16 protein-coding genes are annotated in these 18,377 nt (G+C 42.1%); 3 read left to right on the top strand and 13 right to left on the bottom strand.

Going from position 1 to position 18,377, the window contains the following annotated elements:
• Positions 1–81 precede the first annotated feature (81 nt).
• Together J2T50_RS04095 and aroD are read right to left on the bottom strand one after the other, a co-directional pair.
• Positions 82–2,991, bottom strand: a complete 2,910-nt coding sequence (locus J2T50_RS04095; RefSeq protein WP_253364013.1) for an oxidoreductase — start codon at positions 2,989–2,991, stop codon at positions 82–84.
• 5 nt (positions 2,992–2,996) lie between these two features.
• Positions 2,997–3,770 carry a type I 3-dehydroquinate dehydratase gene (gene aroD / locus J2T50_RS04090; protein WP_253364011.1) on the bottom strand — a complete coding sequence of 258 codons (774 nt, stop codon included), beginning with the start codon at positions 3,768–3,770 and terminating at the stop codon, positions 2,997–2,999.
• A 159-nt stretch (positions 3,771–3,929) separates the two neighbouring features.
• On the opposite strand from aroD, the gene J2T50_RS04085 reads away from it, so the two are divergent.
• Complete coding sequence (locus J2T50_RS04085; protein ID WP_253364009.1) at positions 3,930–4,820, top strand: LysR family transcriptional regulator; 891 nt, start codon at positions 3,930–3,932, stop codon at positions 4,818–4,820.
• A 26-nt stretch (positions 4,821–4,846) separates the two neighbouring features.
• Here J2T50_RS04085 and J2T50_RS04080 read toward each other — a convergent pair whose 3' ends face one another.
• Together J2T50_RS04080 and J2T50_RS04075 are read right to left on the bottom strand one after the other, a co-directional pair.
• Positions 4,847–6,184, bottom strand: a complete 1,338-nt coding sequence (locus tag J2T50_RS04080) for an SLC13 family permease (protein ID WP_253364007.1) — start codon at positions 6,182–6,184, stop codon at positions 4,847–4,849.
• A 27-nt stretch (positions 6,185–6,211) separates the two neighbouring features.
• The gene (locus tag J2T50_RS04075; protein ID WP_366515776.1) at positions 6,212–7,030 is read right to left on the bottom strand and encodes an alpha/beta hydrolase; all 819 of its coding nucleotides are present in this window, start codon (positions 7,028–7,030) and stop codon (positions 6,212–6,214) included.
• 333 nt (positions 7,031–7,363) lie between these two features.
• Here J2T50_RS04075 and J2T50_RS04070 point away from each other — a divergent pair, with 333 nt between their 5' ends.
• Positions 7,364–8,224, top strand: coding sequence for an MBL fold metallo-hydrolase (locus J2T50_RS04070; protein WP_253364003.1), 861 nt, complete (start codon positions 7,364–7,366; stop codon positions 8,222–8,224).
• A gap of 37 nt (positions 8,225–8,261) precedes the next feature.
• On the opposite strand, the gene J2T50_RS04065 is transcribed toward J2T50_RS04070, so the two are convergent.
• The 6 genes from J2T50_RS04065 to J2T50_RS04040 form a co-directional block, all read right to left on the bottom strand.
• Positions 8,262–9,134 carry a quinate/shikimate dehydrogenase gene (locus J2T50_RS04065; protein WP_253364001.1) on the bottom strand — a complete coding sequence of 291 codons (873 nt, stop codon included), beginning with the start codon at positions 9,132–9,134 and terminating at the stop codon, positions 8,262–8,264.
• Positions 9,135–9,236: 102 nt separating this feature from the next.
• Positions 9,237–10,121 (bottom strand): shikimate dehydrogenase, encoded by an 885-nt coding sequence (locus tag J2T50_RS04060; RefSeq protein ID WP_253363998.1) that lies wholly within the window; start codon positions 10,119–10,121, stop codon positions 9,237–9,239.
• A 15-nt stretch (positions 10,122–10,136) separates the two neighbouring features.
• Positions 10,137–11,351, bottom strand: coding sequence for an MFS transporter (locus J2T50_RS04055; RefSeq protein WP_253363995.1), 1,215 nt, complete (start codon positions 11,349–11,351; stop codon positions 10,137–10,139).
• Between the two features lie 75 nt (positions 11,352–11,426).
• On the bottom strand, positions 11,427–12,737 hold the full coding sequence (locus J2T50_RS04050) for an MFS transporter (RefSeq protein WP_253363993.1): 1,311 nt from the start codon (positions 12,735–12,737) through the stop codon (positions 11,427–11,429).
• Positions 12,738–12,799: 62 nt separating this feature from the next.
• Positions 12,800–13,657 (bottom strand): SDR family NAD(P)-dependent oxidoreductase, encoded by an 858-nt coding sequence (locus tag J2T50_RS04045; RefSeq protein ID WP_253363991.1) that lies wholly within the window; start codon positions 13,655–13,657, stop codon positions 12,800–12,802.
• A 71-nt stretch (positions 13,658–13,728) separates the two neighbouring features.
• Positions 13,729–14,571 (bottom strand): sugar phosphate isomerase/epimerase family protein, encoded by an 843-nt coding sequence (locus J2T50_RS04040; protein ID WP_253363985.1) that lies wholly within the window; start codon positions 14,569–14,571, stop codon positions 13,729–13,731.
• Positions 14,572–14,726: 155 nt separating this feature from the next.
• Here J2T50_RS04040 and J2T50_RS04035 point away from each other — a divergent pair, with 155 nt between their 5' ends.
• Complete coding sequence (locus J2T50_RS04035) at positions 14,727–15,632, top strand: LysR family transcriptional regulator (protein ID WP_253363983.1); 906 nt, start codon at positions 14,727–14,729, stop codon at positions 15,630–15,632.
• A gap of 27 nt (positions 15,633–15,659) precedes the next feature.
• Here the strand turns inward: J2T50_RS04035 and J2T50_RS04030 are convergent, their stop codons facing one another.
• Genes J2T50_RS04030 through J2T50_RS04020 form a run of 3 tightly spaced genes read right to left on the bottom strand, consistent with a single transcriptional unit; the run spans position 15,660 to position 18,377 of the window.
• A complete protein-coding gene (locus J2T50_RS04030) occupies positions 15,660–16,463 on the bottom strand; it encodes an ABC transporter ATP-binding protein (RefSeq protein ID WP_253363981.1) in 804 nt (267 codons plus the stop codon).
• Between the two features lie 8 nt (positions 16,464–16,471).
• The gene (locus tag J2T50_RS04025; RefSeq protein ID WP_253363979.1) at positions 16,472–17,356 is read right to left on the bottom strand and encodes an ABC transporter permease; all 885 of its coding nucleotides are present in this window, start codon (positions 17,354–17,356) and stop codon (positions 16,472–16,474) included.
• A 52-nt stretch (positions 17,357–17,408) separates the two neighbouring features.
• Positions 17,409–18,377: an ABC transporter substrate-binding protein gene (locus J2T50_RS04020; RefSeq protein WP_253363977.1), complete on the bottom strand. Its 969-nt coding sequence runs from the start codon at positions 18,375–18,377 to the stop codon at positions 17,409–17,411.

Genomic DNA, 18,377 nt, shown 5'->3' with positions numbered 1-18,377 from the left:
GAAAAAGCGAAATGTTCTGAAAATTCCCATAAATAGTGTATGAAAAATAAGCTGAGGTAACCCCAGCTTATTGATTTCATATTATTTGGCTTGAATATTTTCCGCTGCCAATTTACCTGATGTAAGAGCCCAAGCGTTGTTAGCACCTGAAGGAGAGTCTGTCCCCATGACACCACCAACGACTTCACCGGCTGCATAGAGGCCACCGATTGTCTTACCAGAATTGTTTTGAACTTCCAGTTTTTCGTTGACAACGAGACCACCCATGGTTGTTGCAAAACGTGGTTTTTGTTCAATCATGTAGTATGGACCAGCACCAACTGGTGTTTGCAAGAATTCGACTTGACGACCGAAATCTTCATCTTTACCATTTTCTACAAATTGGTTGAAACGAGCTACTGTATCGGCAAGAGCTTGTGTATCCATACCCGCTAAGTCAGCCAAACCTTCCAAGGTATCTGCGTAGAAGAGGAATGGAGTCTTGCTACCATTTGCTTCCAACCAGCCTTCGACTTCTTTTTCTGAAATACCACCTTCAGCAATTTCCTTACGGAAAATATCGAAGGTTTCTTGGTCCATCAAGAGATAGAGGAGTTTTGGATCTTGTTCCATCAGAACATCCAAAATCTCATGGTTACTTGCACGTTCATTGATAACACGTTGACCGTTGGTGTTGACCAAAATACCGTTGCGACGGAGAATAGCAATGTTCCCACCGATAGTTGACTTAGCTGTACCCGGTGACACTTCGACACCATTTGGATAAATCTTACCAAGTTCCATCATACGAGTTGCGGCATCTACTTCTGGTGCTTGCGCCATTTGCACACCTTCACCCATTGAAGAGCGAGTTCCGTAGAAGAGAACGTCCTTGAGTGCGTCTGACAACATAGCCTTGTTATTACCATAACCACCCGTTGTAAGGACAACGGCTTTAGCAGAGATACGATGAGTTATACCATTTTCCTCTACAGCAACCAAACCTGTGACATTGCCTTGACCGTCTGTCAACAATTTTTCAGCCTTAGTTTGAAGGAGAAGGTTGACATTTGAAGCAGCCATTTTTTCACGAACAGATGCGGCAAATCCATGTCCACCGTGCGCATAGGCCAATTCACGGTTCTTACGGTATTCAGCAAGCACGTGAAGTCCGCCAGCCATGTCATATTCTACTCCGATGTAGTCATGTACCCAGTCAGTCGCTGCACCAACATTGTTGGCAAGGAGATTCAAGAGTTCCATAACGTTTTGGTTATTCCCGTTCTTAAGGAAATCTTCTGCCATCAATTCAGGCGTATCATCAGAAACTCCTTCTTCAACTTGCAAACGAGAACCTGTAACGACCTGGTTACCACCTGATACAGAAATTGCACCACCGATAAAGCTGAGTTTTTCAATCAATGTTGCTTTGAGACCGAGCTCATCTGCACGAAGTGAAGTGGCAATACCAGCTGCACCACCACCGACGATAACTACATCAACTTCTTCTTCCAAGACTTCTGTTGAGCGCTCGATAACTGGTTTTTGGCGTGCTTTCAAGACATCAACTGCATCCTGACCACTTGCCAAACGAACCGCATCCGACACACCATCAATAACCCCTTTACTTGTTGAAGATGCACCTGAAACCGCATCTACATTCAAGGTTTGGAATTCGATGATTTGTTTTGGCATCCGTTCAAATACCAAGTCAGAAAGTCCAGCAGACTCACCTTCACTGTCAATTTCTACGCCAATAATACGTGATTGGTCAAATGTGACAACCATTGGTAACTCGCTGTTGTGTCCTTGCGCAGTCACATGGTATTGTCCTGGTGTAAATTCAAGCGGTTTGCTCATCAATTCTTTGAGTCGCTCTGCTTTTGCTTTTTCAGCTTCAATGTCTTTTACGAGACCGAAACCTTCATCCATATAGTGCCACAATGGTGTTGGTACCACAAGCGCTTCGCGTTCAGAAACATCTGCATATGGACGTACTTCTTGATTATCACGGATTTTTTCAACCCAATTTGGCTCAATCAAGAATCCTTGACCTACAGCAATCACATCATAACCAGCTTCCAAGGCACCTTGGGCATCTGCTGTTTGGCGAATATTTCCCACACCGATGATTGGAGTTTCAGCCAATTTACCTGATTTGAGTTTGTTAAATTTGCTGATCAGCATTTCTGGATCGTCTGGCGTTACAATGGAACCACGTGTGTAAATTCCCATTGAGAAATGGAAATAATCCAAATCATATTCTGCTAAGGTATGAAGCAAGTACATGGTGTCTTCAAAGCGGATACCTGGCTCTTCCAATTCTTCTGGTGAGAAGCGGTAACCAAGTACAAAGTTTTCAGCCCCTTCTTCAGCCATCACACGTTTTGCTGCTTTGACAACTTCTGTCGCAAATTTAGCACGTTTTTCACGGCTACCACCCCAAGCATCCGTTCGACGGTTTGAATGTGGTGAGAAGAATTGTTGTAGAAGGAAAGTATTGGCACCATGGAGTTCGACCCCATCAAAACCTGCCTTAATAGCACGACGTACCCCTTCAGCAAAATGGTCAATCATCGCCAAGACTTCTTGGTGAGTCATTTCAGTTGGAACTGGTGCATTTGGACGGAGAGCGGCCACTGGTGATGCTGAAATCGGATTGCGACCTCCATTCATATTTGGGAAGCCCATACGACCTGCGTGATAGATTTGAATAAAGGCTTTTGAACCTTTGGCTTGAATGGCTTTGGCAACACGTGACAACCCTTCAATCTTATCATCCGTATCAATACCTACAGCACCGAAGAAACCACGGCCATAGTTTTCAACAAAGGCTGATTCCACAATAACAGCACCCACCTCACCTGAACGATGAGCATAATACTCAATCAACTCTTCTGTCATGCTACCATCGTAGTAAGCAGATTGGGTTGTCATTGGAGAGATAACAATACGGTTTTTCAAGCTAACGCCTGACTTGAAGTCAATGGTTTCAAAAAGTTGTTTTGTCATGTATCTTAGTCCTCGTTTGTTAATTTAAGCGTTGAGAGAATGTTGCGCAGCTCTGCTACTGGAACTTGACCTGGTGCCGAAGCTTTAGCCGCTGCACCAAAAGTCGCTGATGAGCCAAAGACTTCACCACTAACACGACTCACCATACCGAGCGCACCCATAGACATGGTAATGAGTGGACGAGTTGCAGTCGCATACACGGTCGCAGTAGCTTGAAGCAAGGTCAAAACGTCTGTATTTGATTGTGGCATAACCGCAATTTTACAAATATCTGCATTTTTTTCTTCCATGAGACGGAGACGGCGTTCAATCTCATCTTGGCTTGGTGTCGCATCAAAATCATGGTTACACATGATGATTTTTGTCCCTTTTTCATGGGCCAAGGCAATGGTTTCTTGCACTTCTTTGTCTGACATAAAGAGTTCCAAGTCAATCAAGTCTGCATGACCTTCGTTCAATACAGCAGCATAGATGTCAAAGTAGAGCTGGTCTGAAATTTCTAGCACACCACCTTCTTTGGCAGTTCGGAACGTTACCAAAACTGGTTTTTCAACTGCGGAACATACTTCTTTTGACAAGGCTGCAACTTCTGATGGAGTGGTTACTTTTTCGTAAAAATCAATTCGCCATTCAATCAAATCACAATCCAAGTCTTTAGCTTGACGTGCACCTGTAAGAATTTCTTCAGCTGTTTTTCCAACCAAAGGAACAATAATTTTTGGACGACCTTGTCCAAAGGTCACGTTTCCAACTGTAACAGGTTTGAAATTTTCTACCATATTTTCCACCTTTTTCCATTTTGTGAGTTTTTTCACTAGAATTATACCACACGCTAATACATAAATCTAATAAATATATTTTATCCAATCTATCAATAATATTTATCTTTTTCATTCAAATTTAGCGTATAATAGAAAGTGGATAACAAGGAGTTCCCTATGAATTTACAACATTTAGAATACTTTATTGCCCTGGCAAAAACAGAACATATGACCCGTACTGCACAAGAGCTCAACACCTCTCAGCCCAATCTCAGCTATATGATTTCCGAATTAGAAAAAGAGCTGGGTGTGCCCCTTTTCAAGAAAACAGGGCGCAACATCCGCTTGACCCGCTATGGAAAAATTTTCTATGATGCAGCGGAGCAATCCCTTAGTGCACTTAAAGAGGGCAATCATCGTATTCAAGCAGAAATTGATCCCAACAAAGGATTGATTCACCTCGGCTTTATCTATACCATGGGAATTGAAAAAGCTCCTGCTCTTCTCAAACAGTTTATGCTAGATTATCCAGATGTTCATTTTGACTTTGAACAAAATAACTCCAAGCACCTCCTTCAGCTACTGATGGATGAAAAATTGGACCTTGCTTTTGTCTCAAAAGTCGACCATTTTGACGCTATTCGCTTTGAACCGCTCACGACAGAAAACTTGGTTTTAGTCGTACCTGAGCAGCATCCACTTGCCACCTCTGACCAAGTCAGCCTTGAGGAGAGCTTGCGCTACGACTATGTCTACTATAATCAAAGCAGCGGCTTACGTCCTTATCTAGACCAAACCTTTGACAATCTCGGACTAAAACCGACCATTAAATTAGAGTTGGAAAGCGACCTCAGTATCCTGGGTTTTGTTTCTCAAAACTTTGGAATCGCCATTATGCCAGATATCCCAAGCATCAACTCATTTCCCGTCAAAAAAATCACTATTCTAAATCCACTATCAAAACGGATTATCTATCTCGCTCTACGGCAGAAAGATTATATTTCTCCTTTGACAGAAAAATTCAAACAGTACAGCTTAACTTTTTTTGAAGAAGATAAGAAAAACTAGGTTTCAATGAAACCTAGTTTACTTTTTTAGAAATGCAATACTCCGAACAAGGCAGCTGTCAAGATGACCACAATATTTGTGACAAACATGATTGGTGCTGCATGACGTGTGTAAGGTCCGACTTCTTCCTCAATCAAGGAACATCCGACAAAGGTCGCTGAGTTCATTGGTGTAACCGAAGTTGCCAAGGCAAGGTTACATACAAATGGTGCAATAATCATGATTGGTGACAATCCAAAGGCTGCACCTACTGAGATGAAGAGTGGGTAGAGAGCGTTATACAATTGATAAGGTACAAAGTAGATGATTGGCACGGCCAACAACAAGAAGATGATGTGCATGTAGTTGAGCAAGAAGGCTGGGAAAATACTTTCTAGCAATTGCGCCAAGGATGCAACCATTGACATTTTACTGCCGTCTTCAGGTGCTGCATTGAAAATCGCAAGGTAGAAACAGATGGCAAAAAGCATGATTAAAACGTTAAAGAATGTCATGCCAGCCTTATTCCAAATTTGTCCAAAATTCTTAGGATAGTTTATCAAGGCTGTAACCATTGATGCCGCTACAAAGACGAGATAAGATGGAACCTTGAAGACTGCTAGGACCACGATTACCAAGATAAAGACAAGGAAGTTTACCCAGAATAAGTCAGGACGTGCAAATTCTTTTTCTTTTGCTCCTTCTGCATTATCTGCTTCCGCTTCTGCCCCTTCTGGCAATCCTAGAGTACCATGTTCTTTTTTATGGCGCCATGCAAAGTAGACATATTGCAAGATAATGGCTGGAATAAAGCACAATCCCCAAGGAATTGAAGCAGCAGCCAAGGTTTCTGCATCTGTGCCTGCCATCATCGCAGACATGATAACACCAATCCCCCAAGGCAACCAACACATAGCTGCAACCGCTGTTTGACAAATGATAAAGGCAAAGTCACGGTCAATCTTGAATTTCTTATAAAGAGGAATGACAATCGGAAAAACGATCAGATAAGTTGTTGACATATTGGCTGTCAAATAGGCGATTGCTCCCAGGACAGTTGTCAAAACCATGATACCGACTACATTGAGGCGATTCCCAATGATTTTCATAACTGCATTGACCATCACGTCAAACATGCCAGTCTCTGTCAACATCACAAAGTAAATCAAGCCAAACAAGAGCATGTAGCCCGTTTGATTCATCACCGTACTCAGCTGCATTAAAATAAAGTTACTGGCCTGTGTCAGGTCATAGCCCATGAGGAAGCTAAAAATCACAGGAATGGTGAACAAGACAAAATTCATTGGAATTTTGAGCTGTTTTTCAAACAAGATAAAGAAAACAATAATGGCTAGCATTATCAGAGCAAGGATAGCTGGACTCATAATCTTTTCTCCTAAATATTCTTTTTATTATTTTTTCAACTCATCTAGCAAGCCAAATTCACGTTTGAAGGACCACGCCATCATATCGTGAACAAAGTCTGTATACGGGTGTGGTGCTGCTGTGAATGTATGACCCAGTCGTGGTGCGAGGAAAAATTCCATTGGCACACCTGCACGCAAGAGACGTTGACCGTAATTCCAAGCCGAATCTCGAAGTGTATCGTACTCGCCTGCGATAATCATGGTTGGACCAAGCCCACCAATATCATGGCAGAAAGCCGGGAAGGCGTAGTAAGATGGTTGTTGGCCATTGTAGCCTCCTAAATAAGCATATTCAGCGCCAAAAGCTTTATTGGCAGGTCCCATTTTCAACTGGGTCAGCTGTTGGAATGAAAATGTTTCTTCAATCGCCGTATCAAAGGTTGGGCAATTGAGTACTGTCAAGGCAGGCATTGGTTCATTGTGGTCACGAAGATAGAGGGCCAGACCTTCTGCAAGGGTACCTCCTGCACTTGAACCATGAAGTCCCATACATTCTGGGTCTCCACCAAATTCCTCCGCATGATCATGCATGTACATATAAGCCGCATGGCAATCCTCCAAAGGAACCGGGAAACTATAACCCGTTGCACCGCAGAGACGATGCTCCACCGATACCACAATCGCGGGCACGCGCTCTGCAATTCCAATACAACGAGCATTGTCAAAAGCGACTGTTCCAGACACAAAAGCTCCACCATGAATATCCAAAATCATTGGTGCTTTTTCAGGCAATCCTGCTGGTGTAAAGACACGGATCAAGAGCTCTTGACCTTCTTCTGGATCAGGGATGGTGCGGTCTTCCATGGTCATTCCTTCTGGAAGTTCATAAGCCATCATGGCTTGCCCCTGCGCTTTCTTACGCGCCAAGGTCTCCTCACTACCATCTACCAAATTACTGAATAGGTGGTCTTCATAACCTGGGAAAGATTTCAATTCCATCGATAAACTTCCTTTCAAATCTATCGTTTTAACTGTTTCTATTTTATCATAGTTTGAGAAGTTTTTCACATTGTCTTTCTATAAAACTTATAAACCGATTTCATAGATTTTCTTTATACATAGTTCAGTTTTTTCCTATAAAAAATCCTATAGAATTTTTCATAAAAAGGGACTATAATCATAAAAAAGGAGAATATTATGGGCAAACCAACTATCACACTCGGACTAGATAATGGACTACGAGAATGCCAGCATTGGCAGATTACAGAGCAGACTTACGCCATTCAATGTCCTGGTTTTCTCCCAGGACCGGGACGATTACCTGGCTGGGGCTACTGTATTTCTTATCTGATTATCGGTCAAGAAAAAGCCTTGTTGATTGATACCGACTTTGGTATTTCTGATTTGAAAGCCTATGTGGAGCAGCTCACTTCGCTGCCTCTCATGGTTGTCAATAGTCATGTCCATCCAGACCACTCGGGTAGCAACCGTCAATCCGACACGATTTTTATCGGAAAAAATGAATGGCCAAGCCAAGAAGCGTTCGTCTTTTCAATTGAAACGGTCCCTGATCAGACAGTTTGTCCAGAGGTAGAAAATGGGGGCGACTACCGCTTTGACTACCTAGAAGACGGCCAAATCATTGATTTAGGAAAACGAACGATCACCGTTCTTGCTATTCCCGGTCACACCAAGGGATCTATTGGATTTTTCGACCATAAAAGTCGCTACTTCTTTAGCGGTGATGCTATCGTTAAGCGTATTTTTTACGGTGCTGGGGTACCACTTAGCCAGTACCGAGCTACTCTTGAGAAGGTCAAGACACTTCCGGTACGAGAAATATTATCCGCTCACTGGCCAGAACCACTTCCGACTAGCTTTCTAGATCAGGTCCTTCACTTGATTGACACCTTTGATCCCACGCAGTCCGAGCATGCAAAATTGGACATTCCCGATGCACCTGACTTGCGTATGTTTCACTACGGTCAAGATTTTGATGATCCTGATTTTTGCGCCATGAGTTTCCGTATGGACCAACTCGATGATATATTACAGTAAAAGAAAAGAAGCTTGGATTAGCTTCTTTTTCTGTATCTTATTTTTCAAACAGCAATTCACGGATGTAGTCCACAGGCATATCTTCTCCGGTATGCAATTTGAAAGCTGCTGCACCTTGATAGAGCATCATAGACAATCCATTAAAGGCTTTCTGACAGCCATTTTCACGGGCAAACTTCAAGAGTTGGGTCTCCGCTGGGCTGTATACAACATCTAAAATCATCAAATCAGGACGAATAACTGCAGGATCATTGATCAATTTCATGTCCTCAAACGGTTTCATTCCGATGCCTGTCGCATCGATATAGATGCTGCTTTCACCGATAGATTTGTAGAAATTTTCCGTATCAGATAAATCTTCCAAAGTCACTTTTGTTTGTGTCTCTGTATTGATGGTATCAACAATACTTGCTGCAGCATCAAAAGCCCTGTCTTTGATATTAAAAATACGAACTTCTTTTGCACCTTCCAATCCCAACTGAACCGCAATAGCTGTACCCGCACCACCAATACCAGCTAGGGTAATCACTTGATTTTTGACGTCAATATCTTCAGCCTCTAAGGCACGAACAGCACCCACTCCGTCTGTATTATGCCCAATCAGATAACCGTCTTTGTTCACAAAGGTATTGACCGCGCCAATCATTTTAGCCGCTGAGGATAACTCATCCATATAAGGAACGATGGCTTGCTTATTGGGCATGGAAACATTTCCACCGACAATCCCCAGAGCACGAATGGCTTTCACCGCGTCCGGTAGTTCCTCTTGCCCAACTTCAAAAGCCAGATAAGCCAAGTCTAGGCCAAGTTTTGCATAGGTTTCATTGTACATTTTTGGTGACAAACTATGGCGAATGGGTGTTGCGATAAGGGCCAGCATCAAAGTGTGACCGGATAAACGTTCTGTCATGAGACACTTCCTTCTATTTCAATTCTCTACACGTGAAAAGAGAGGCTAGGCCTCTCTTTGTTATAGTCAATCATTCTCGATTGGCTGGGGACCAATTTCTACTTACTTAGCGTCGCTAAAGAATGTATCGCGGATGTATTCCACTGGCATATCTTCACCTGTGTGGAGTTTAAAGGCTTCTGCACCTTGGTAGAGCATCATGCCGATACCATTGAGGGCTTTCTTAGCGCCATTTTCTTTCGCAAATTTAAGTAATTTTGTTTCAAGCGGGCTGTAAACCACGTCAAATACCACCAAGTCAGGGCGAATCATAGCGGGGTCGTCAATCAATGAAACATCTTCTTGCGGTTTCATACCAGCACTTGTTGCATCAATGTAGATGCTTGATTCAGCGATGGATTGTTTGAAGGCAGCTTGGTCAGCTAAGTCTGTCAATGTAGCTGATGAATCTGTACGAGTATTGATTTTTTCAACTGTTTTTTCTGCATTTGCATAAAAATCATCTTGACGGTTGAAGATACGGATTTCTTTTGCGCCATCAAGCGCCAACTGAATAGCAATCGCAGTACCTGCACCACCAGCACCAGTAAGTGTGATGATTTGGTCTTTCACATCGACACCTTCTTCTGCCAAAGCACGAACAGCACCTGTACCGTCTGTCACATGACCTACCAAGTGACCTTTTCCATCTTTGTTAACAACAGTATTGACAGCACCAACCAATTCAGCAGCTGGTGACAATTCATCAAGGTAAGGGATGATTGCTTGTTTATTTGGCATAGAAACGTTTGAACCACGGATGCCCAATGCACGAATACCTTGTACTGCGTCAGCCAATTCTTCTTGACCAACTTCAAAAGCAAGGTAGGCATAGTCCAAACCTAATTTTGCATAAGCTTCATTGTGCATTTTTGGAGACAAGCTGTGACGGATAGGAGTAGCAATCAAGCTAACCAAGAGTGTGTGACCGGATAAACGTTCTGTCATGATAGAACCTCTTTCTTATTTGTAAAAAATTGTTTGATAACGTTTGTAAACTAGGACGAGACAAGCCGCCCCGAGAAAAGCTAAACCAGCATTTAAGACAAAAATATAGCGCATATTTTGCTCAGCAAGAACACCCGTCAAGTAAGGAATACCCATCACTGAGATAGATGTTGCCAGCGAGTAAAAACTTGTAATCACTCCCCGTTTGAATGGGAAAAATTCCAGCAGAATAGCTAGACCCAGTTGCCAAATTCCTCCTGCTGCGAAAAATCCAACGCAGAAAGTTGCCAACATCACTGTCACAAAACTTGGACGGAAGAGCATAATAGTCAAGGCCAATCCAGTAATGCTCGTACAGAAAACCATGAATTTCGGAATGTTGATGCCTCGATTGACAATAAAGGAGGTCACAAAAACAGAAATAAATGAAAAGATACTGTAATAGCTTACAAGAACTAAACTATCTGCTTCTTTCATCTGAAGGACATCTTGTGCAAACGATGGAATCCAAGTGATAAAGATATTGAAGAGCGAAACCGAAACGAAGGAGAAAATCAACAGTGCAATTCCTTCAATTTTGAAATTAGCACCCGTATCTTCTACAGTTGTCACTTCTTCCTTGACCAAGTCTTCTTCGCTGACCGTTACTACTTTTCCGTCTTGAACCCTTGGAAATGGCAGACGGAGCGTTAAGAACAAGTTCAGCGCCATACAGATTGCAGAAACAATAAAGGTCCAACCAAAATAATAATCATTTTGTAAAATGAACCGTGTGATAATCGGAAAAATGAACTGCCCCATCGAGATAAATGCCTTGTTAAGCACACTAAGGGCACTATTTCTTGAAGGATTTTCAAAGGCTTCGACTACCACTGGATAGGTCCCCGTGTCCAAAAAGGCATTTCCAAATCCTGCAAAAATCGAGAATAGAAACGCCCAGATGTAATTTGGCGACAAGAGCAAGCCTATAAAAAAGACAATGTAGGAAAAAATCCCAAGTAAAATCGAACGACGTCGTCCCAACTTATCAGATAAGACACCTGCAAAGTTGACACTCAAGATTCGCCCCACACCAATCGCACTCAGCACCAAGGAAACTTCTTTGAAAGAAGCACCCCAGTTTTCACGAAGAACAGACATATTTTGAGAGACGATAATCGCTGCAATCCCTTGAAATACGTAGTTTACGTACAAACTACCAATAGTTGGAATGTATTTATTTTTTGCCACTAAGTTTTAGCCTTTCAAAGAGAATACAGGTCAAGACCGAGGTCTTACCTCAGTCCTGAACCTTATTTTTAGGCTTTAGCCTTTTTTAGAATTTGAGAATGGTGATACACCAAAGATATGGCTGTAACGTGTACCAGCAAAGAACATAAGTGCTGCAGATACAATACCTGTACCAGCCATAATCAACATGATCAATTCACCCTTACCGGCTGCAATCAAGCTACCTGCTGCTTTTGGAATGATGATTGAACCAAGTGCCATTACAAAGTAGTAAACGGAAGTATTACGACCTTTGTTTGTATCAAAGAATTGGTTGAGCACGCCGTTACCCATTTGAAGGAGACCACCTGCGGCGCAGAAACCAACAATGATACCTGCAATTGTCAATGTTGCTGGTGATGGTATAAAGTAAACCAAGAGACCTGCTAATCCAGCAAAGATTGGGCTGACTGCAAGGATTGCCATATCACGTACACCGCGTGCCATCATGATTGCAAAGACAAATGTTGCTACCAAACCACCTAATTGGTAGAGGGAAGTAACAGATGCTGCTGCACCTTCTGACATGTTCAATACGTTTGTGGCATAAATTTTTGAAGCTTGTTGGAAGAGATAGAAGTTTGAGTAGATTGTCAAAGCAAAGATAGACAAGACTGTTCCGTCCAGAGCAAATTTACTATGGTTTGCTTTTTCAACTGAACCCACAGCTGCAACATTCTGACGTTTTTCCAATTCTTTAATAGCTTCTGAAGCAGACAAACCTTCTGCTTTTTGCAAATCCAAATCTGGGAATTGGGCAAAGAGAACACCTGCAAATACAAGAGCACTGAGTACGAGTGGAATCCAGATACCAATTTCAGGAGCAAGACCATTTGTCGCTACAAAGGCAACAACCAATGGGTACAAGATAGATGAAACAGAGATGAATGTTTTACCAAGAACAGATGCTGTTGATTTGTTTTCAGGATACATTTCAAAGAGGGCTGGGTTAATGGCACCGTCATAGAAGGATGTCATAGCCCCACCAATGAAGGCCAAGAAGTTTACAAGAGTGATGTTTGTTGCAAACAAGAATGATGCAAACATCAGCACGTACCCAAGCAAACCAAGTACGATCAATGGTTTACGACCAATTTTATCTGATAAAGGTCCTGAGAAAGCAAGGAAGGATAATTTACCCCAACCAGTCCAAGCAACAGCTGCCAAAACAGTCCCTGTTGCAACAGCTAATTTAGCTGGGTCAGTCAAATTTGCTTGTGAAATCAAGTTCCATTTTACTGCGAAGAATTTTGCATTTTGTGAAATCAAGAGTGCTTGAATCCCGTGACAGAAGTAAGCTGACCATAGCAAGAATGCTGTAAAGTTATATTTATTATTCTTAAACATTAATTCATAATTCCTTTCGGTATGGGTCAAAGGGACGCCTGCCCCTTGGCTCTATGATGCTATTAGTTATTGCCCTTGATCCGTTCAAGGTAGGCATTGTGCTCTTTTTCAGCAAATTCACGACGTCCGCCTGGTTTTGGTGTTTGGTCACCCATCATGATACCAAATCCACCTTCCACACGAAGCTCATGACCATTTGTATAATCTGAACGATCACTTGCCAAGTAAAGAACAGCATTTGCAATGTCCATTGTGTTCCCAATGCGTTTGTTTGCAGTCAATGCTTTGCGTCCTTCTTCTACAGCTGGATCAGCATAGAAACTTTCTGACAATGGTGTTTTTACAAAGCAAGGTTGGATACAGTTTGAACGGACTCCAAATTGTCCCCATTCAGCCGCCATTTGACGAGACATCATATTGACACCAGCTTTAGTTGAACTGTAGGCTGCTGAGTACGTTTCTGGGAAAATAGATGCGATTGTTGAGATGTGCACCATATTTCCTTTACCTTGTTTGATAAATTGACGGCCAAAACGTTGTGATACCAAGAAGTAACCTGTCAAGTTGATATCCACTGTTTGACGCCATTCTTCAAGCGGAAGATCTTCCAATGGACAGGCACGAAGCATGGCAGCAGTATTGACCAAAATATCTACCGTACCAAATTTTTCAATTGCTTTTGCAACTGCCTTGTCCACATCTGCTTCTACAGTTGAATTTGTCGCAACAGCGAGTGTTTCTACATCGTATTCTTTTGCGATTTCTTCAGCGTATTCGACCAAGGCATCTTCACGAATGTCCATCAAGACAACATTCGTTCCTTGTTTTGCAAATTCTTGAACGATTGTACGTCCCATACCACCTACGGCACCTGTTACAGCCGCCGTTTTGCCTTCAAGACCTAACCATTTATCTGACATGTATCTGTTCTCCTCTATTATTTATATTCTATTATTATAGCAGATTTATCTAGTTGCGAAAACCGTTTTCATTATTTCCCTGGTAATTGTCCAGGCCAAGTTTCTTCCAATACTTTAACTGTATTGTCAAATGTATGAGCTGATGCTTCAGCCAATCCACGACCAAGAATTTCATCTGAGATTACTTCTACCCCGATAACTTTTGGTGTGATGCCTGCATTTTTAATCATGCGTACAAAGCCAGCTGTATCTTTGGCACCAGTACCTGGAGCAAGACGGTCATGCATAGATTCGTCACGCAAGATAGAAGCTGCATATGGACGATCGTAAGCGTCATTGATTTGGATAGAAATAACTTTTGCTGCTTGCTCAGGAGTCAAATCAATGTATGGTTGATCCGCACGTACCCAGTGCCATGTATCCAAAATCAACATCGCATTGTCGCAACCTGATGCTACTACAACTGCATAAGCTTTTTCAAATGTAGGGAGACCTGAATATGGCATTGGCTCAACACCGATGATCAATTCACCAGCACGTTCACACAATTCTTTCAATTTTTGTGCTGTGTACTCTACTGAGTAATTTTCCATGAGACCACAGTTGATGTGACCAACGTTAAAGAGTTTACACATGTGGAAGCACATTTGTTCTTTGTATTTTTGTTCGTAACTACGGTGTTCTTCCGCCCATTGTACAATGTATTCAACTTCTGTTACTTTGATGTCATATTTTGCCAAGATGTCCAAAATGTCTTGGTCAGTCAAGCCTTCTTGAAGGGCATCAACATAAGTTTCTGCACGAAGACCAATTCCTTCATAACCTGCTTCTTTTGCAGCTTTTACACGATCTTCAAATTTACATTGGTCACCGAGTGTCCAAGAGCTGATTGTAATTGGTGAAAGTTCTGACATAATCATGTCCCCCTTAGTTTGTTAATTTTTTCACTTTCTACAATTTCAATTATAATCCAGCCCTAAAAGAAAAACAAATCAATATTTTTACAACTATTTATAGAAAAAATTTATCAATTATGCTACACTATTGCTAGAAATTATTTGGTGAATTTATGAACTTACAACATTTACGTTACTTTCTGACATTAGCGGATTTGGAGCATTATACTGATGCTGCGCGCCAGCTACACATCACTCAGCCGACCCTCAGCCATGCCATTATGATGCTAGAGGAAGAATTAACCGTATCCCTATTTTCAAAGCAAGGACGCAATATCGTACTGACCAAGGCTGGCCGTGAATTTTATACGACGGTTCAGTCTTCATTAGCCATTCTTGACAATGGCGTCCAACAGCTACAACGAAATAACGGTAGCCGGACCACGCTTAATCTCACCCTTCTTCGGGTATTGGGCCGAAAAGCTGTGCCCAATCTAGTTCGCCGATTTCTTGACCAGTATCCGACTGCTTATATCAATTTTGATTTTCATAATGACAGTGGGATGTCTGGTGATTTGATCGATGGAGTGGTCACAAATAAATACGATGTCGCATTTTGCTCTAAATTGGACCACTATCCGACTATTTCCTACCTTCCTGTTTTTGCGCAGGATTTGGTAGTGATTGTCCCTAAAAATCATCCCCTCGCCCATCAAGAAAGTATCACACTTGAAGACACTTTACCTTTTCCACAGGTCTGGTTTTCTAAACGAAGCGGTATTCGTCCTATTATTGAGCAAATTTATGAAAAGGCAAACAGCAAACCACAAGTCGCCTTTGAAGTCAGCGAGGATGAAACGGTTGCTGGACTAGTAGCACAAGGATTTGGTCTTGCCATCATTCCAAAATTTGATTTTTTAGACAGTCTCGATGATATCGCAATTATCGAGGTAGAGGCTCTGAAGAAGGCACGTATCTACTATGCGGCTTACCGCAATGATGTCCTACCAACCCCAGAACTATCCCTTTTTCTCGACTTTCTTCGGACAAGCTCTCCTGAATTACCTGATATACGTTAAACACCGATTCCTATGAATCGGTGTTTTTTAACTCAAAATTAGTTCATCACTGGTTAATACTTGTCCGCTATTTTTATGGAAGAGATTCATCAAATCTTGAACCGTCAGATTTTTCTTTTCTTCTCCGCGAACATCCACAACGATTTTCCCTTGGTGAAGCATGACCAGACGATTTCCGTATTGGATAGCATTTTCCATATTGTGGGTAATCATCAAGGTAGTCAAGCCGTGATTTTCCACGATTTTTTTCGTCAATTCCATGACCATATCACTGGTTTTTGGGTCAAGTGCCGCTGTATGTTCGTCTAAGAGTAGGACTTTGGGTTTGACAAGTGAAGCCATCAACAGAGTCAAAGCTTGGCGTTGACCACCTGATAAAAACTGGGTTTCTACCTTCATCCGATTTTCCAGATCCAAATCCAATTCTTTCAGAGATTCAGCAAAAATCTTGCGCTCACTATCTTTCACACCCCAGCCTAATCCACGTTTGAGACCGCGGCGATAAGCGATGGCCATATTTTCTTCGATTATCAGACGAGAGGCCGTTCCCATTTTTGGATCTTGGAAGACACGACTAATATCTTTTGCCCGCTTTGCTGCTGAGACATGCTTGATGGATTTTCCATCCAATAAAATATCGCCCTTATCCACTGTCAATGCACCTGCGAGCGAGTTCATCAAGGTTGACTTACCGGCTCCATTTCCCCCGATAATCGAGATAAAATCACCCTCTTCAACATCCAATGATAAGCCTTTTAAGACATGGTTTTCATTGATGGTTCCCGCTTCAAATGTTTTATGAATTTCTTGAATTGATAATATTGTTGACATGATTTCTCCTATCCTAAGTTCAATTTACGAATCTTCAATTTCTTCTGCAATTCAGGTACAAAGAGAACTGTTGCCAAGAGAATAGCTGAGAAGAGTTTGACCAAATCTGCATCCATACCTGGAATTTCCAAAATAGCCAAGATAATCAGACGATAGAGAATGGAACCAAGTACAACAGACGCCAAACGCCAACCAATACTGAGGTTTCGGATAATGACCTCCGCAATAATGACAGACGCCAAGCCGATAACGATAGTCCCTGTTCCTGAATTCAAATCTGCATAGCCATTATTTTGCGTTAATAAGGCACCACAAAGTGCAATCAAGCTGTTCGATAACATGTAACCGTAGATTTTCATTCGGTCTACATTGATGCCATTGGCCTCACTCATTGGAATATTGTCCCCAGTCGAGCGAAGAGCCAGTCCGACTTGTGTTTTCATCAGAAGTGTTAGCAAGCCAATAACGGCTAGGACAAACACCGCGCCAATCACCAAAACAGCACCTGTTTTATCCAGACCTAAATCACGCAATTGAGTGACTAAAGTTGTTTGACGAAGAAGGGCTACATTGGCCTTTCCCATCACCTTCAAGTTAATCGAATAAAGACCTGTCAAGGTAACAATACCAGTCAGCAAGGCTGGGATTTTTAATTTTGTATGCAAGAAACCTGAGATCAAGCCTGCTCCCATCCCACCTAAAAAGGCAAGTCCTGTTGCTAGAAGAGGATTGACTCCATTGACAATTCCGGTCGCACAGATTGCAGCTCCAAGGGGATAGGCCCCTTCAGCTGTCATATCTGCAATGTCTAAAATTCGAAAAGTTAAATACACACCGATGGCCATGATTGACCACAACAAACCTTGTGATAAGCTTGATAAAATAAGATCCACAATATACTCCTTTTTTTAGAAATACAGCTGATCAACTGTATTTCATTGATTACTATTTTACAGAAAGTTTTGAGACATCAATCCCTAATTTTTCTGCCATTCCTTTATTGACATGCAATTCAACTGTCTCAGGGTATTCAACAGCCAACTTAGCTGGCTCATCTCCCTTAAGAACTTTGACGGCCATTTTAGCTGTTTGACGTCCGAGTGCTTCATAGTTTGTACCGTAAGTCAACAGCCCACCAGCATCAACCATATCCGTTGACCCACCGATAACTGGGACTTTGTGGGTGACAGATAATTCACCAATCATAGTCATAGTAGAAGCAACTGTATTATCCGTTGGAACAAAGACTGCATCGACATCCGTCATCAAGCTAGTTGCTGCATCCTGTACATCATTGGTTGAGTTGATGCCTTTTTTCTCAACTGTATAACCTGCTTTTTTCAGTAATTTTTCTGCTTCTTGGACCTGCACTTCTGAGTTTCGTTCACTAGTAGTGTAGAGAATTCCGACTTTTTTTGCATTTGGCAAGGCTTGTCCCAACAACTCAACCTGCTTGTCAATCGGAGCTTGGTCACTTGTTCCTGTCAAAAGTCCACCTGGTTTTTTGATAGAATTAACCAAATCTGCTGATACAGGATCCGTCACAGCTGTGAAGAGAATCGGTACTTCTGTCGAAGCTGTTGCCAAACTTTGCGCCGTTGGAGTTGCGATAGCCAATACCAAATCATTGCCTTTTACCAACTGTTCTGAAATGGTCTGTAAGTTTGCTTGGTCACCCTGCGCATTTTGATAATCGAGCGTCAGATTTTTTCCTTCTTTATAGCCTTCTTTTTCTAACTCAGCCACAAAACCTTTACGTGCTGCAGTCAAGGAATCATGCTCCATATACTGCAAAATCCCTACCTTCACTGCATCTGACGTTGATTTTTTACCACCTGAACTACATGCCACCAGTGCTATGACACTTGCAGAGATAAGACCGGCTACTGCTACTTTTTTTACCCATTTATACAT

This window comes from Streptococcus gallinaceus, from assembly GCF_024170225.1.
Classification (GTDB): domain Bacteria; phylum Bacillota; class Bacilli; order Lactobacillales; family Streptococcaceae; genus Streptococcus; species Streptococcus gallinaceus.
The sequence above is the reverse complement of the archived record's forward strand: the minus strand, read 5'-3'. Positions and strand labels throughout refer to the sequence as shown.

Coding starts and splice junctions, on each gene's coding strand:
- J2T50_RS04030 (WP_253363981.1), bottom strand. CDS start 16,463: ATGTCAACAATATTATCAATTCAAGAAATTCATAAAACATTTGAAGCG.
- J2T50_RS04035 (WP_253363983.1), top strand. CDS start 14,727: ATGAACTTACAACATTTACGTTACTTTCTGACATTAGCGGATTTGGAG.
- J2T50_RS04075 (WP_366515776.1), bottom strand. CDS start 7,030: ATGGAAGACCGCACCATCCCTGATCCAGAAGAAGGTCAAGAGCTCTTG.
- J2T50_RS04050 (WP_253363993.1), bottom strand. CDS start 12,737: ATGTTTAAGAATAATAAATATAACTTTACAGCATTCTTGCTATGGTCA.
- J2T50_RS04080 (WP_253364007.1), bottom strand. CDS start 6,184: ATGAGTCCAGCTATCCTTGCTCTGATAATGCTAGCCATTATTGTTTTC.
- J2T50_RS04020 (WP_253363977.1), bottom strand. CDS start 18,377: ATGTATAAATGGGTAAAAAAAGTAGCAGTAGCCGGTCTTATCTCTGCA.
- J2T50_RS04095 (WP_253364013.1), bottom strand. CDS start 2,991: ATGACAAAACAACTTTTTGAAACCATTGACTTCAAGTCAGGCGTTAGC.
- aroD (WP_253364011.1), bottom strand. CDS start 3,770: ATGGTAGAAAATTTCAAACCTGTTACAGTTGGAAACGTGACCTTTGGA.
- J2T50_RS04040 (WP_253363985.1), bottom strand. CDS start 14,571: ATGTCAGAACTTTCACCAATTACAATCAGCTCTTGGACACTCGGTGAC.
- J2T50_RS04070 (WP_253364003.1), top strand. CDS start 7,364: ATGGGCAAACCAACTATCACACTCGGACTAGATAATGGACTACGAGAA.
- J2T50_RS04045 (WP_253363991.1), bottom strand. CDS start 13,657: ATGTCAGATAAATGGTTAGGTCTTGAAGGCAAAACGGCGGCTGTAACA.
- J2T50_RS04085 (WP_253364009.1), top strand. CDS start 3,930: ATGAATTTACAACATTTAGAATACTTTATTGCCCTGGCAAAAACAGAA.
- J2T50_RS04060 (WP_253363998.1), bottom strand. CDS start 10,121: ATGACAGAACGTTTATCCGGTCACACACTCTTGGTTAGCTTGATTGCT.
- J2T50_RS04065 (WP_253364001.1), bottom strand. CDS start 9,134: ATGACAGAACGTTTATCCGGTCACACTTTGATGCTGGCCCTTATCGCA.